The following is a 14,534-nucleotide window of genomic DNA, read 5'->3' as shown; positions in this document are numbered from 1 at the left end:
ACGGTGCCGCGAGAATAGAAAGGTCTGGACCATAGGTCAATAGGTCTGGACCACTCTGAACACTCGTCCTTGGGATGCCCTAGATCCCCAACTCCTGCGCCAGCACGGCGGCTTGCACCCGGCTGCGCAGCTCCAGCTTTCCCAGCAGACGGCTGACGTGGGTCTTCACCGTCCCCTCGGCCATCTCCAGCCGCGCCGCGATCTGGGCGTTGGACAGCCCCTCGCCGATGCACGCCAGCACCTGGCGCTCGCGGCGCGTCAACGCCTCCACGACCGCCGGGTCGACGGACGGCTCCCGCACCGGCCGGGCGGCGAACTCGGCGATCAGCCGCCGCGTGACCGCCGGGGCGACGACCCCCTCCCCGCGCGCCACCGTCCGCACCGCCTCCAGCAGGTCCTTCGCCTCCGCGTTCTTCAGCAGGAACCCGGCCGCCCCGGCCCGCAGTGCCCCGAAGACGTACTCGTCGTGGCCGAAGGTGGTCAGCACGAGCACGTCCGCGAGCCGGTCCGCGACCACCTCCCGGGTCGCCGACACGCCGTCGAGCCGGGGCATCTGCACGTCCATCAGCACCAGGTCCGGCCTGAGCTCCCGGGCCAGCGCCACCGCCTGGTGCCCGTCCGCGGCCTCCCCGACCACCTCGATGTCGGGCGCGCTGCCCAGGATGAGCACCAGTCCGGAGCGGACGGCCGACTGGTCCTCGGCGACCAGGACACGGATCACGCGGGGTCTCCTTCGGTCAGGGGGAGGGCGGCGCGTACGGTCCACAGCGCGCCGTCGGGTCCGGCGTCGAAGCTGCCGCCCAGCAGCGCGGCCCGCTCCCGCATGCCGACGAGACCGGCGCCGGAGCCGGGGGCGCGGGGCCCGTCGGCGTCGGCGTACGGGCTGGTCACCCGGACCCGGAGGGTGCCGTCGGCCTGCTTCAGCACCACGTGGACGCGACCGTGCGCGGCGTGCTTGAGCGCGTTGGTCAGCGACTCCTGCACGATCCGGTAGGCGGCCAGCCCGACCGGGACGGGCACCTGGCCGGGGTCGGCGTCGAGCCGGACGTCGAGGCCGTTCGCCCGGGCGCCGTCGACCAGGCCGGCGAGACCGTCCAGGGTCGGGGTCGCGGCCGGCGCGTCGTCCCCCTCACGGAGGATGTGGATCAGCCGCCGCATCTCGGCGAGACCGTCCACGCTGTTCTCCCGGATGACGGACAGGGCCCGCTTGGAGGTGTCCGGGTCGTCGAGGGACAGTGCGGCCGTGGAGTGGATGGCGATCGCCGACAGGTGGCCCGCGACCAGGTCGTGCAGCTCCCGCGCCATCCGCGCCCGCTCGGCGGTGACCGCCTGGACCCGGTCCGTCTCGGCGAGCAGGGCGGTCTGCTCGGCACGCAGCCGGGCGGCCTCGGCGGCCTCGCGGTGGTTGCGGACCACCCAGCCGGTCTCGGCGGGGGCGAGCGCGACCACCCCGACGCCCACGCCGATCAGCAGTCCCTGCGGGTCGCGCCACAGCGCGGCCGGCACCACGCCGCCGATCACCGTGAGCAGACCGGTGATCCACGGGATGCGGCGGGCGGCGGCGGGACTGCCGTACAGGACGGCCGCGTACATCAGGTCCGTGTACAGCACGATCGTGACGATGCTGCCCAGGGTCACCGTGTCCACGACCAGCGCCGCCGTGCCGACCAGCAGACCGGCCCGGGGCCGGGTACGGCGAAGCGGCTCGCAGGCGGCGGTCACGGCCAGCGGCACCAGGGCCGCCCAGCGCTGGGGCCACAGCACCAGGTCGTCCGAGGGGACGCGCGGAAAGACGCCCAGCGTCCACAGCAGCAGCCCGCCGAGCAGCCCGCCCACGGCGATGAACACGTCGTCGCGGTGCGGACGGAGGAGTCGTACGGGCATGACCCCATCAAACACGGGCGGGACGCCGTCCGCGTGCCCCCACGGAAGGGTCGGGGGCTGCATCTTTCGCTTACCTCGGGTTCGTCACCGGCGACGACGATCCGCGCGGGCATCCGGGCGAGCCTGGTGGGGTGAGCGAAGGGAGCGAGCCGTGATCGTCGGACTGGTCGTCGCCTGTGAGGTGGCCTTCTGGGTCCTGCTGGCCGCGGGGCTGGTGTTCCGGTACGTCTTCCGGATGCCCCGCGTGGGACTCGCGCTGCTGCTGTGCGAACCGCTCCTGGAGGTCGTGCTGTTCGCCGTCACGGCGATCGACCTGAAGAACGGCGCCGAGCCCGACTGGCGGCACGGCCTGGCCGCCGTGTACATCGGCTTCACCGTCGGCCTCGGCCACTCCACGATCAAGTGGGCGGACGCCAGGGTCGCCCACCGCTTCGCGGGGGGCCCGCCTCCCGCCCGGCCGCCCGAGTACGGCGCGGCCCGCGCTGTCCACGAATGGAGGGTCGCGGGACGCTGGATCCTCGCGGCGCTGGTCGCCGTCGTCCTGTTGCAGGCCGCGGTCTGGTACATCGGCGGCGACGGCGGGACCGGCTCGCTGCGGGAGTGGCAGCAGCGCATGCTGTGGCTGATCGGCATCAATGTGGCCATCGCCGGCAGCTACACGCTGTTCCCCAAGCGCGGGCGCTAGGTCCTGTCCGACCGTTCGCGTCGTCGCCCGAGGGGCGGCCGCGCGGCGTCGGGTGCGTGCTCTCGGCGTGCCGGCCCCAGGCCCTCGTACGGGACGTACTCGGGTCCGGGGCCGGTGCGGCGCGTGGGGGTACCCCCTGCTCGGGCGAAGCCGGGAGCCTGGGGGAGCGTGCAGGGCGTCGCGCGGCGGACGCGCAGGGTCAGACAGGGCCTAACGCTCCCCGCCCGGCACCCACAGCACGTCCCCCGTCTCCTTGTTCGCCGTGCGGGCCAGGATGAACAGCAGGTCCGAGAGGCGGTTGAGGTAGGTGGCCGTGAGCGGGTTCATCACCTCGCCGTGCACCTCCAGTGCGGCCCACGTCGAGCGCTCGGCCCTGCGCACGACCGTGCACGCCTGGTGGAGCAGGGCCGCGCCGGGCGTGCCGCCGGGCAGGATGAACGACCGCAGCTTCTCCAGCTTCTCGTTGAAGTGGTCGCAGTCCGCCTCCAGCCGGTCGATGTAGAACTGCTCGACCCGCAGGGGCGGGAACCCGGGGTTCTCCACCACCGGCGTCGACAGGTCCGCACCCACGTCGAACAGGTCGTTCTGCACACGGGTGAGGACCTTGACGATCTCCTGGTCAAGGTTCCCCAGCGCGATCGCCGTGCCGATCACCGCGTTCGCCTCGTTGGCGTCCGCGTACGCGGAGATCCTGAGGTCGGTCTTGGCGACCCGGCTCATGTCGCCGAGGGCGGTGGTGCCCTGGTCGCCGGTCCTGGTGTAGATGCGCGTCAGATTGACCATGAGGCCAGCGTAATTACGCCCCGGACGTTCGGAACACCCGTGTGCCCACCGTCACGGCCGGCGCGGCGAAGGCGACGGCCACCACCGCGCCGTACAGCTCCAGCGGCATGGCCGACCGGCTCGCCCGCTGGGTCCGGGGCCGCGGCACGGGTGAGTCGGCCGCCGCGGCCGTCCTGCGTGAACTGCGCGAGGAGGTCGAGGTGGTCTCGCCCCGGATCGGCCTGATGCCCGAATATGCCCGCTTCATGCGGGTCGTCGAGGAGGCGCCCGCGCTGCGCTCACGGCTGTGGGCCCTCGCGCAGGAGGTCCAGGCGAACCTGGAGGCGGTCCTGCGTGAGGAGACCGGTGCGACGGACGGCGACGAGAGGCCGTATCTGATGGCCGGTCAGATCGGCTGGGTGCACGGTACGGTCATGGCGGTCATCGGCCGCGAGATGGTCAAGGGGCGCAAACCGAACGAAGTGTCACGAGAGGTGCTGGATCTCCTCGACGACATAGAGGAGCTGTTGGGCGAGAAGGTACTCAACTACGCCGTCCGTGGCGTGGAATAACCGCTGCCGGTGTGATGTCCGTCAATTGAGACGTGACGCGCGTTACTTACCGGTCACACAGCGCCTCACGAGCGCTAGTGTCCGCCCGAGGGGCTCCGTCTGCCCGCGGCTTCGCGGCAGCGGGGGAGCCCGCGTCAACAGCGCGCACACTCGTGCAGTCGTTCAAAGGGGAGTCGGAGTGGCACGGAAGCTCGCCGTCATCGGGGCCGGACTCATGGGGTCCGGCATCGCCCAGGTCTCCGCGCAGGCGGGCTGGGACGTCGTCCTGCGGGACGTCACCGACGAGGCACTCAAGCGTGGCACCGACGGCATCAAGGCCTCGTACGACAAGTTCGTCAGCAAGGGCAGGCTGGAGGCGCACGACGCCGACGCCGCCCTCGCCCGCATCACCGCGACCACCGACCTGGACGCGGCCGCCGACGCGGACGTCGTCGTCGAAGCCGTCTTCGAGAAGCTGGAGGTCAAGCACGAGATCTTCCGCACGCTCGACAAGCTGGTGCGCGAGGACGCCGTGCTCGCCTCCAACACCTCCGCCATCCCGATCACCAAGATCGCGGCTGTGACGGAGCGCCCGGAGCGCGTGGTCGGCACGCACTTCTTCTCGCCGGTCCCGATGATGCAGCTGTGCGAACTCGTCCGCGGCTACAAGACCAGCGACGAAACCCTCGCCCGGGCACGGGAGTTCGCCGAGTCCGTCGGCAAGACCTGCATCGTCGTCAACCGGGACGTCGCCGGGTTCGTGACCACCCGCCTCATCTCCGCCCTCGTCGTCGAGGCGACCAGGCTGTACGAGTCGGGCGTCGCCACCGCCGAGGACATCGACCTCGCCTGCAAGCTGGGCTTCGGCCACGCCATGGGCCCGCTCGCCACCGCGGACCTGACCGGCGTCGACATCCTGCTGCACGCCACCAGCAACATCTACACCGAGACCCAGGACGAGAAGTTCGCCCCGCCGGAGGTGATGCGCCGGATGGTTGACGCCGGTGACATCGGCCGCAAGAGCGGGCAGGGCTTCTACAAGCACTGAGGTCCGCGCCCCGGAGTTATCACTCTTCGGGGTGAATTCGGTATCGGTTCGCTTACAGGCAGCAACCGCACTGCCACTCAGGCAGTCAGAGGTTGCACAGCCATCGCCATGGAGTCCGCCACCGCACTCACGGGGAGCGCATATGCACATCAGGGGCGACCACGCCGAGCTGGTCGTCGGGGGCCGCCTCGACGTGCACAGCGCGGCGGACGCCCGCACGGTCCTGCACTCGGCCGTCGACGACGGCATCGGCGACCTGGTGCTCGACCTGTCCGAACTCGACTCCTGGGACGCCACCGGACTCGGCGTGATCATGGGTGTCCACCGGCGGGCCGGCCGCCGTGGACGGCGGCTGGTGCTGCGCGGCGTACCGCCGCAGATGCGGCGCCTGCTGGTGGCCACCCGGCTGCACCGCATCCTGGCCATCGAAGGCGGCATCGGGCTGGAGTCCCTGCCCCGCGTGTGACGGCCCGTGAGGTCCCCCGCAGGTGTGAACCGGGCCAGGCGGGATACCCGGACGCAGGCCGCCGAAACGCACGTCAAGCGCAATCCTCACGAGACCGTGACGTCTCGGACGGCGCAGTACCCCGGGCTGTCGTAGATACTGTGCGAAGGTTTAGGGTTCGGCTGCCCGCTGCCACGTAACCCTCGAGCGGGCCCGGACCAGAAGCGACAGCGCGGTGTGCGGCAAGGCCGGGAGGGGCTTGACGAGCACACGACGCTTTTGGGGGGCTTGGAACCTATGGACCCGAACAGCCGGGGGCCCGAGGGCATGAGCCAGGACGACGACGGCCAGGGGCCGCGTCAGCGCCCGCCCAGGGACTCCCTCACACCCGACTTCGCCCAGCACGCGCCGGCACTGGCCCGTACCGTACAGCTCGTCACGGGTGACTTCCTGCTCACCGTCAACCCGGTCGACGGCAGCGAGATAGAGGTCTGCCCGCCCGCGGAACGGCCCGGCAGGCCCCGCAAGCGCACCGCGGACGAGCGTGCGGACGTCGAGCGCGCCGCCGCGGCCCCCGTACCGCCCGGCCCCGGGCAGAGCACGTGGCCGCTCCTGGAGCGCCAGAACGAACGCGAGCAGCTCGTACGGCTGCTCGCCCGCGGCCGCTCGGTGCGGCTCACCGGCCCCGCCGGGTCCGGCCGCACCAGCCTCCTCGCCCTCGTCGCCGACGACTGCGCGGACCTCGCCCCCGACGGCGTCGTGCGCCTGAGCGGGTTCCGCCGCACCGCCGCGGAGCTGCTCCACGACCTCTTCCACGCCGTCCACGACGCCCCCCTGCACCGGCCCGGACAGGACGAACTGCTCGAGTGCGTCCGCGAGATCGGCGCGGTCGTCGTCATCGACGACATCGAGGTCGGCGGCAGCGCGCTCGACGAACTGCTCGACGCGACCCCCGAGTGCGCCTTCCTGCTCGGCGCGACCCCCGACGTGCCGGCGCCCTCGGCGGACTCGGACGTCGAGGAGGTCGTCCTCGCCGGACTGGACCGGGCCGGCGGCGTCGAGGTCATCGAACGCGCCGCCGGACGCGTCCTCACCGAGGAGGAGTCGAACTGGGCGGGCGACCTCTGGTTCGAGTCCGAGGGCCTGCCGCTGCGCTTCGTCCAGGCGGGCGCCCTGCTGCGCCAGCACGACCAGCTGCGGGCCAGCGCGGACGCCGTCGACGAGTACGGCGTGTTCGAGGACGCCCCGCCGGCCGACCTGCCGCTGGACGGCGGCGGCGCCGCCGCCGGCGTGCCCCTGCCGCCCCTCGGCGAGGCCGCCGCGCCCGCGCCGCTGCTCGCGTCCCGGCTGAGTGCCTCCGCCCGCACCACGCTGCGGTTCGCCGTGGCCCTCGGCGGCGAGGTGCCGCACCAGGCGCACCTGCCCGCCCTGGTCGGCGACACCCACGCCGACGCCGCGCTCGGCGAACTGGCGGCCTGCGGCCTCGTCTCACCGGTGGGCTCCCGCTACCGGCTCGCCGCCGGGGTGCTGACCCAGCTGGAGGCCGCCGGATACGGCGACGACGCCGAGGAGCGCGCCCGCGCCGCCGCGCAGCACTACGCCTGGTGGGCCGGCCACCCCTCGGTCACGCCCGAGCGGGTGTGCGGTGAGGCGGACGCCCTGCTCGCGTCGCTGAGCGCCCTGGTGCAGGCGTCCCGGCCCGGCGGGCAGGACGGGGAGAGCCCCGCCGTGCGGGTCGCCCGCACGGCCGCCCCCGCGTTCGCCGCCGGGCTGCACTGGAGCGCCTGGGAGCGGGCGCTGCGCTCGGGCGCCGAGGCGGCCCGGCTCGCCGGGCAGGTGGCCGAGCAGGCCTACTTCCACCACGAGTTGGGCATCCTGGCGCTCTGCGGCGGCGCGCTCGACCGGGCACGCGCCGAGCTGGAGGCCTCTATCGGCCTGCGCGGCGCGCTCGCCGACAAGCGCGGCACCGTCGCCGGGCGGCGTGCCCTCGCCCTGGTCGCCGACCGGTCCGGCGCGGCGCCGGGATTCGCCGCGATGGCCGGCCTCGGCATGAGGCCGGGCGAGGAGGAGCCCGACCCGCGCGGCGAGGAGCCGGCGACGCCGGCCGGTGGTGCCCCCACGCCCTTCCCCACGCTCCAGCCGCCCGCCGCCGGCCCCTCCACGCCGGTCGCGTACCGGGTCCCGAACGTGCCCGGGCCGTCCGGCCCGAAGGCGGCGGCCGCGTCCGAGCAGCGCCTCGGGGTCAAGAAGCTGGCCCGGCGCAACCTCGTGGCGGCGGGCGCCGGCGCCCTCCTGGTGGCCGTCCTCGGCACGGTCGTGACGCTCGGCGCCAGCGGCCACAACGACGCCGACGACCCCTCGCACAAGGTCAACGTCAACCCCTCCGCCAGCCAGGACCTGGACGACGGCAGCCTGGGCGGCGACGTGCCGGGGCAGGGTGGCGGCAGCGGCGGCGGCGACACCGGCGTGGCGACCAGCCGGCCGACGGACCCGGGCCCGGACGGCACCTACGGCACGCCCGACGACCCGGCCCCGGCGGCGCACACGGCGCAGCCGTCGGACGAGCCCACCGGGACGCGGCGGCCGGGCGGCAGCGGCGGCGACGCCGGCTCGGCGAGCGAGTCGCCGTCCCGGCCGTCGTCGACCAGGCCGACGCCGCCGGCGCCCACGCATTCCTCGCCGTCGCCGTCGCCCTCCGAGAATGCGCCGTCGCCGTCGCCGACCCAGTCGCAGACGGCGCCGTCCGACCCGGGCACGCCGAGCACCTCCGACTCGGCCAGCGGCCCGTCGACCGCGAGCGCGACGGCGACGTCGAGCAGTTCCGCGGGCGCGCCGGAGACCGGCGGGAGCACGTCCGGGTCCGATCAGGTCATCTGACCGGGATCGCACCGAGGGCCGGGTCCGCGTGGCGGGACCCGGCCCTCGCCGGTCAGGTGCCGGGGCCTCATCCGGCATGCGGGGACAGGGCCCGTCCCGGAGGCAACCCGCTCAGAACAGCCGCAGCTTGTCGTCCTCGATGCCGCGCAGTGCGTCGTAGTCCAGCACCTGGCAGCCGATGCCGCGGTCGGTCGCGAGGACGCGGGCCTGCGGCTTGATCTCCTGGGCCGCGAAGATGCCGCGCACCGGCGCCAGATGCGGATCGCGGTTCAGCAGCTCCAGGTACCGGGTCAGCTGCTCCACGCCGTCGATCTCGCCGCGCCGCTTGATCTCCACCGCCACCGTCCGGCCCTCACCGTCACGGCAGAGGATGTCGACGGGGCCGATGGCCGTCATGTACTCGCGCCGGATGAGGGTGTAGCCCTCGCCCAGCGTCTCGATGCGGTCGGCGAGCAGCTCCTGCAGGTGCGCCTCCACGCCGTCCTTGATCAGGCCGGGGTCCACGCCGAGTTCGTGGCTGGAGTCGTGGAGGATCTCCTGCATCGTGATGATGAGCTTCTCGCCCGCCTTGTTGGTGACGGTCCACACGCCCTCTTCGTCGCCCGCGCCCTCCTTCAGGGTGCAGGGGGGCGACATCCAGTTGAGGGGCTTGTAGGCGCGGTCGTCCGCGTGGATCGAGACGCTGCCGTCCGCCTTGACCAGGATCAGGCGGGGCGCGGACGGGAGGTGGGCGGTGAGCCGGCCCGCGTAGTCGACGGAGCACCGGGCGATGACGAGACGCATGGTCCGCAACGCTACTCGACACCTCCCGGTGCGCGCGATTCGCCCTCGTCGCCGCCCCCGGCCGGGGTGCGGCGGCCGCCGCCCGGGTCCGGCCCCCCGGGGCGGCCCGCGGCCGCCCCATTTTTACCGTGATCACCCGTGTTCACTTGTGGCCGATTGTGTATCCAACTCGACTGGTCTGTAAGCGCGTTCGCCTGGTGGGTCCCGGTTTCCTTGCATACCGTAGGAACGGGAGGTCGCGATGTGCGTACGGAGAGTGTCCGGTGTCGCGCACTCCCTGACCTGTCCGGCAACCCCTGCTGTTCGGGGGTGCGAGAGGAGAACCCATGTCGCTCGACGTCTCACCGGCCCTACTCGAAAAGGCCGAGCGAGGCGAGGTCGACGAAGCCGCCTTCGTCGACTGCGTCCGGACCTCCCTGCCCTACGCATGGGAGATGATCAGCTCCCTGGTGGCCCAGCTGAAGGTGGACGGCGGAGACTTCGCCGACAACCAGACGCCTCCGCCGGACGAGCAGGCGCGCGGCCAGTTGCTGCGTGCGCTCGCCAGCGACGCCATCCGAGGGGCGCTCCAGCGGCACTTCGGGGTGCGGCTGGCCTTCCAGAACTGCCACCGCGTGGCGGTGTTCCCGCTGGACGCCTCGGTCGACGAGACGCTGGCCCGCTTCACGTCGGTGCGCAGCCAACTGCTCAACCAGTCCCCGGAGCTCAGGGACTGCTGACGCGGCGGACCGCCTGCTTGCCGCTCCGTCCGCGGGAGGTGCATGGAGTGGGGCGGCAAGCTCCCCGCGACACCGCTGTGCCACGGCTCACCCGAGGTGGGGCAGTACCTCGGCGCCGAGCCGCCGTACGTTCTCCTCCGTCGCCGCGAGGTCACCGGAGCCCTCCACCAGCAGCGTGAAGCGGGAGATGCCGGTGCGCTCGGAGGTCGCCGCGAGCCGGTCGGCGCACAGGCGCGGGGTGCCCACCGGGTGCAGACCGCACAGCAGTTCCGTGTAGCCCAGCGGGTCGCGGAGCCGGCGGGTGCGGCCGTCGACCGTGACGTGCGCGTCCAGGCCGTACCTCAGCCAGCCCGGCATCGCCTTCAGCAGCGTCTCCTCCGCGTCCGTGCGCCGGTCCGCGATCTGGCAGACGCCCGCCGAGACGTGACCGGCGTCCCGGATCTCCTCCGCGGGCCGCCCGGCCGCCCGTGCGCACCGCTGCCACAGGCCGACCATCTCGGCCTTCTCCTCGTCCCCGACGTGCATGCCGAGGAGCATCGGCAGCCCGTGCTCGGCGGCCAGCCGCACGCTCGCCGGGGAGGTGCAGGCGACGACGACCTCGGGCCCCGGGACGTCCGTGAGCGCCTCCGCGGGGCGGGGGACCACGGGCACCTCGCGGAAGGCGAAGCGTTCCCCCGAGGCGCCCACCGACGGCTCGCGCAGCCAGCGCACCAGCAGATCGAGTGATTCGGGGAACCCCTTCTCGTACGCCTCGAGGCCCGTCCCGAAGACCTCCAGGTCGACCCACGGCCCGCCGCGGCCCACGCCCAGTGAGAACCGGCCGCCGCTCGTGACGTGCAGCAGCGCGGCCTGCTCGCCGAGCGCGACCGGGTGCGCGGTGGGCAGCACGCTGACCGCCGTACCGACCCGGATGCGGCGGGTGCGGCCGAGCAGCAGCGCGGCCAGGGTGACGGCCGACGGGCACGTGCCGTACGGCACGAAGTGGTGCTCGGCCAGCCAGACCGAGTCGAGCCCCGCCTCCTCGGCCACCTCCGCCGAGCGGACCGCGCGGTGCAGCGCCTCACCCTGGCCCTGGCCGGGGAACTGGGCCGCCACCACGAAACTTCCAACGCGCATCGCACTTCCTGCTTCCATTGCTCCGACACGGAGCTCCCCCACCCCGCATAACCGGACGACACGTGCGGAGGACACGGCTTTGCGGAGAGATTTGCGGATTGTCGGTGAAATGGGCCGCGCCAGGGGCGATGTGGGCAGGCCGGCACCGTCCGCGTGCCTCCGCGTGCGCCCCGTAGGCTGGATGCGGCCCGTCGATTCGCCTGTCCCGGTGAGGTGTCCTGTGTCCCCGCGTCGCAACCGACCCAAGGTTTCCGGCTCGTCCGGCCCGAGCGCCGAGGAGGACCGGGCCGACCGCTACGGCGGCTGGCAGTCCACGGAGAGCTGGCAGGGCGAGGACTGGAGCGTGCGGCACGTGGCGGGCGCGAGCGCGATCGGCAAGACGTACCGCTGCCCGGGCTGCGACCAGATGATCGCCTCCGGGGTGCCGCACGTGGTGGCCTGGCCCGAGTACGCGGGCGTCGACGACCGCCGGCACTGGCACAAGGCGTGCTGGAACGCGAAGGACCACCGCACCACGCGGGTGCAGCGGTCCCGTAACGCGCCGAGGTTCTGAGCGGTCTACACGTCGCGCCGGTCCAGCAGGAGCCAGGCGCCGGCGAAGGCGACGGCCGTCACGCCCAGCATGATCCACAGCGGTTCCCAGCCGGACGGGCCCGAGCGGCTGAGGGAGTTGGCGTAGAACACGCTCAACTGGTTCGGGATGGAGTACTCCAGCAGGGCCGTGCGGACCTTCTCCAGCGACTCGGTGAACATGAACAGCGCGATGACCAGCGGGGCCAGCACCGCGCCGATCATGATGGTGATGGCGCCCGCCGAGTGCCGCACGATCGAGCCGATGAGCAGCGAGAGCAGGCCGAGCAGCGCCAGGTAGAGGCTGACGCCGGCCGTCGCCTTGAACCACTCACCGCCGGACGGCTCCCGGCCGCCGCTGCCCTCCAGCATGGCCACCTGCACCACGGCGACGAGGGCGGCCGACACCAGGGTGACCGTGAACGCGACGAGGAAGAACACGATCGCCTTCGCCACGAGCACCCGCCCGCGGGTCGGGCAGGCCGTCATCGTGGTCCGGATCATGCCGGTCCCGTACTCGGAGGCCGTGGTCAGCACGCCGAGCGTGATGACGCAGATGCTGCCGAGGAGCAGCCCGAAGAAGCCCAGGGACAGCGGGTTGTCCTCGCTCGACAGCGCGGAGTCGGAACTGGCGACCACCCCGCCGGTCAGCAGGCCGATGCCGACCACGAGCAGGACGAACACGCCGAGTGTCCACATCGTGGAGCGCACCGACTTGATCTTCGTCCACTCGGACGCGACGGCGTGCCCGAGGTGCGTGCGGACGACGGGGATCGGCGAGGTGTAGCCGGGGTACGGAGCACCGGCCGGGGCCTCCCAGGCGGGCGCGGCCTGCGGCGTCGGAGTCTGGGGCGAGCTCATCGGGCATCCTCGGGCTTGGTCGGGTCGGCGTCGGAGGAAGGGGCGGGGGCCGGAGCCGGGGCCGGGACCGGCGCGGAGGGCTGCGCGGGCGGCTGGGCCTGCCCGGCGGGCGCGGGCTGCGCGGCGGGGGAGTGCCCCTGCCCGGCGGCCGCGGTCCCCGCCGGTGCCGCCGGAGCCGGCGGGGCGTACGGGCCGGGCTGCCCGGCGCCGAAACCGCCGGCCGCGGCGCCGTACGGGGCGGCCCCGCCCGCGCCGTAGTAGCCCGGCGCCGCCGACTGGCCCGGCAGCCCCTGCGGCGGCGGCGCGAACGGCTGTGCGCCCTGCTGGGGCGGCGGCGGGGCGTACCAGCCCGGCTGCCCCTGCCCGGGCACCGGCACCGGCGGCTGCGCGCCCGGCGGCAGCGGCTGCATCAGCCCGGCCTTCTGGTCGGTCGTCGAGCGGTAGTCGACGGCCCCCTGCGTCATCCGCATGTAGGCCTCCTCCAGCGAGGCCTGGTGCGGCGACAGCTCCCACAGGCGGACGTCGGTGTCGTGCGCGATGTCGCTGATGCGCGGCAGCGGCAGTCCGGTCACGCGCAGCGCGCCGTCCTGCTCCGGCAGCACGTGCCCGCCCGCCTCGGTGAGCGCGGACGTCAGCTTCTCGCGCTGCTGCGGCTCGGCGTCGGGGGTGCGGACGCGGGCGAAGTCCGCGGAGTTCGCGGAGATGAAGTCCCTGACGCTCATGTCGGCCAGCAGCTGCCCGCGCCCGATCACGATCAGATGGTCGGCGGTGAGCGCCATCTCGCTCATCAGGTGACTGGAGACGAACACGGTCCGCCCCTCCGCCGCCAGGGACTTCATCAGATTCCGTACCCAGAGGATGCCCTCGGGGTCAAGACCGTTCACCGGCTCGTCGAACAGCAGCACCTGCGGGTCGCCGAGCAGCGCCGCGGCGATGCCGAGCCGCTGGCCCATGCCGAGGGAGAAGCCCTTGGAGCGCCTGCGGGCCACGTCCTGCAGGCCCACGACGCCGAGCACCTCGTCCACGCGCCGGGCGGGGATGCCCGACAGCTGCGCCAGGCTCAGCAGGTGGCTGCGGGCGGACCGGCCGCCGTGCACGGCCTTGGCATCCAGCAGGGCCCCCACCTGGCGCGGTGCGTTCGGCAGCCGGCGGTAGGGGTGGCCGCCGATCGTCACGGTGCCCGAGGTGGGGTTGTCCAGGCCGAGGATCATCCGCATGGTCGTCGACTTGCCGGAGCCGTTCGGCCCGAGGAAGCCGGTGACGGCGCCCGGCCGTACCTGGAAGGAGAGGTTGTACACGGCGGTCTTGTCGCCATAGCGCTTGGTCAGGCCGACTGCCTCGATCATGCTCCGCACCCATCGGAAGGTTCAGGTCAGCGGGGCACACGCCCCCGTAAGGGTTAGGAGGATATCCGGGCGCTGACGGTTCCGTTCAAGAGAAAGTAAAAGCCCGCCCGGCTCAGGCGTCGCGCCGCTCGATCACCGCGTAGCCGCCCGCGAGGGCCGCGACCACCCACAGCGCCATGATCCCGAGGCCGCCCCAGGGCCCGTACGGGGTGTCGTCGCCGGCTTGCGGGAGCACCTGCATGATCCGGCCGCCGGCCTGGTCGGGCAGGAAGCGGCCGGCCTCCTTCGTCGCCGTGACGTTGCCGAGGACGTTGGAGACGATGAAGAAGAACGGCATCAGGATGCCGAGGGACAGCAGCGGCGAGCGCAGCATCGCGGCGACCCCCATCGAGAACATCGCGATCAGCGTCATGTAGAGCCCGCCGCCGACGACCGCCCGCAGCACGCCCGGGTCGCCGAGCGAGGTGCGCAGGGGGCCGAGCACGGCCTGCCCGCAGAGGAACGCGGCGAAGCTGGTGGCCATGCCGACCACGAGGGCGAGGCCGGTGGCGACCGCGACCTTGCCGGTGTAGAAGACGCCGCGCCGCGGAACGGCGGCCAGCGAGCTGCGGATCGTGCCGGTGCTGTACTCGGTGGACACCACGAGCACCCCGAAGACGGTCATCGCCAGCTGCCCGAGCGCCATCCCCGCGAAGCTGACGAGCGTCGGGTCGAAGGAGAGCGCCCGCCGCGGGCCCGGACCGCCCGACTCGCCGGTGGACAGCGCCGAGATCAGCATGCCGAGGGCGACGGTGACGACCACGGCGGCCGACAGCGTCCACACGGTGGACGCGACCGACCGGACCTTCGTCCACTCCGACCGGATGACCCGACTGACCGTCATGTCG

At 73.2% G+C, this 14,534-nt stretch carries 15 protein-coding genes; 7 read left to right on the top strand and 8 right to left on the bottom strand.

The window, feature by feature from the left end; genetic code table 11:
• Positions 1-79: 79 nt before the first annotated feature.
• Positions 80-721 carry a response regulator transcription factor gene (locus ABZ920_RS26335; RefSeq protein ID WP_361509796.1) on the bottom strand — a complete coding sequence of 214 codons (642 nt, stop codon included), beginning with the start codon at positions 719-721 and terminating at the stop codon, positions 80-82.
• Positions 718-1,884, bottom strand: a complete 1,167-nt coding sequence (locus ABZ920_RS26330; RefSeq protein WP_361509793.1) for a histidine kinase — start codon at positions 1,882-1,884, stop codon at positions 718-720. The genes ABZ920_RS26335 and ABZ920_RS26330 overlap by 4 nt, the downstream gene beginning before the upstream one ends.
• 151 nt (positions 1,885-2,035) lie before the next feature.
• Between ABZ920_RS26330 and ABZ920_RS26325 the strand changes: the two genes are divergently transcribed.
• Positions 2,036-2,569 carry a hypothetical protein gene (locus tag ABZ920_RS26325; protein WP_361509790.1) on the top strand — a complete coding sequence of 178 codons (534 nt, stop codon included), beginning with the start codon at positions 2,036-2,038 and terminating at the stop codon, positions 2,567-2,569.
• Positions 2,570-2,779: 210 nt separating this feature from the next.
• Here the strand turns inward: ABZ920_RS26325 and ABZ920_RS26320 are convergent, their stop codons facing one another.
• On the bottom strand, positions 2,780-3,352 hold the full coding sequence (locus ABZ920_RS26320) for a cob(I)yrinic acid a,c-diamide adenosyltransferase (RefSeq protein ID WP_361509788.1): 573 nt from the start codon (positions 3,350-3,352) through the stop codon (positions 2,780-2,782).
• A 41-nt stretch (positions 3,353-3,393) separates the two neighbouring features.
• Here ABZ920_RS26320 and ABZ920_RS26315 point away from each other — a divergent pair, with 41 nt between their 5' ends.
• From ABZ920_RS26315 to ABZ920_RS26300, 4 genes are all read left to right on the top strand, one after another.
• Positions 3,394-3,903: a TetR/AcrR family transcriptional regulator gene (locus tag ABZ920_RS26315; RefSeq protein WP_361509785.1), complete on the top strand. Its 510-nt coding sequence runs from the start codon at positions 3,394-3,396 to the stop codon at positions 3,901-3,903.
• 178 nt (positions 3,904-4,081) lie between these two features.
• On the top strand, positions 4,082-4,930 hold the full coding sequence (locus tag ABZ920_RS26310; protein ID WP_361509782.1) for a 3-hydroxyacyl-CoA dehydrogenase family protein: 849 nt from the start codon (positions 4,082-4,084) through the stop codon (positions 4,928-4,930).
• 142 nt (positions 4,931-5,072) lie between these two features.
• A complete protein-coding gene (locus ABZ920_RS26305) occupies positions 5,073-5,396 on the top strand; it encodes an STAS domain-containing protein (protein ID WP_361509779.1) in 324 nt (107 codons plus the stop codon).
• A gap of 276 nt (positions 5,397-5,672) precedes the next feature.
• On the top strand, positions 5,673-8,252 hold the full coding sequence (locus tag ABZ920_RS26300; protein ID WP_361509776.1) for an ATP-binding protein: 2,580 nt from the start codon (positions 5,673-5,675) through the stop codon (positions 8,250-8,252).
• A 111-nt stretch (positions 8,253-8,363) separates the two neighbouring features.
• On the opposite strand, the gene nucS is transcribed toward ABZ920_RS26300, so the two are convergent.
• Positions 8,364-9,035, bottom strand: coding sequence for an endonuclease NucS (gene nucS, locus ABZ920_RS26295; RefSeq protein ID WP_361509773.1), 672 nt, complete (start codon positions 9,033-9,035; stop codon positions 8,364-8,366).
• A 326-nt stretch (positions 9,036-9,361) separates the two neighbouring features.
• On the opposite strand from nucS, the gene ABZ920_RS26290 reads away from it, so the two are divergent.
• The gene (locus ABZ920_RS26290; RefSeq protein WP_361509770.1) at positions 9,362-9,754 is read left to right on the top strand and encodes an SCO5389 family protein; all 393 of its coding nucleotides are present in this window, start codon (positions 9,362-9,364) and stop codon (positions 9,752-9,754) included.
• 87 nt (positions 9,755-9,841) lie between these two features.
• On the opposite strand, the gene ABZ920_RS26285 is transcribed toward ABZ920_RS26290, so the two are convergent.
• Complete coding sequence (locus ABZ920_RS26285) at positions 9,842-10,870, bottom strand: LLM class flavin-dependent oxidoreductase (RefSeq protein ID WP_361509767.1); 1,029 nt, start codon at positions 10,868-10,870, stop codon at positions 9,842-9,844.
• Positions 10,871-11,090: 220 nt separating this feature from the next.
• Here ABZ920_RS26285 and ABZ920_RS26280 point away from each other — a divergent pair, with 220 nt between their 5' ends.
• Positions 11,091-11,423 (top strand): ATP/GTP-binding protein, encoded by a 333-nt coding sequence (locus tag ABZ920_RS26280; protein ID WP_361509764.1) that lies wholly within the window; start codon positions 11,091-11,093, stop codon positions 11,421-11,423.
• Positions 11,424-11,428: 5 nt separating this feature from the next.
• Here ABZ920_RS26280 and ABZ920_RS26275 read toward each other — a convergent pair whose 3' ends face one another.
• The 3 genes from ABZ920_RS26275 to ABZ920_RS26265 all read right to left on the bottom strand — a co-directional run bounded on the left by ABZ920_RS26275 (position 11,429) and on the right by ABZ920_RS26265 (position 14,530).
• A complete protein-coding gene (locus ABZ920_RS26275) occupies positions 11,429-12,301 on the bottom strand; it encodes an ABC transporter permease subunit (RefSeq protein WP_361509761.1) in 873 nt (290 codons plus the stop codon).
• Complete coding sequence (locus tag ABZ920_RS26270) at positions 12,298-13,647, bottom strand: ABC transporter ATP-binding protein (RefSeq protein ID WP_361509758.1); 1,350 nt, start codon at positions 13,645-13,647, stop codon at positions 12,298-12,300. The genes ABZ920_RS26275 and ABZ920_RS26270 overlap by 4 nt, the downstream gene beginning before the upstream one ends.
• Before the next feature lie 112 nt (positions 13,648-13,759).
• Positions 13,760-14,530: an ABC transporter permease gene (locus ABZ920_RS26265; protein WP_361509755.1), complete on the bottom strand. Its 771-nt coding sequence runs from the start codon at positions 14,528-14,530 to the stop codon at positions 13,760-13,762.
• Positions 14,531-14,534: the final 4 nt, after the last annotated feature.

The sequence above is a fragment of the Streptomyces sp. NPDC046831 genome (assembly GCF_040645305.1).
Taxonomy (GTDB): Bacteria; Actinomycetota; Actinomycetes; order Streptomycetales; family Streptomycetaceae; genus Streptomyces.
Note: the sequence above shows the minus strand (reverse complement) of the source record. Positions and strands in the feature narration are given on the sequence as shown.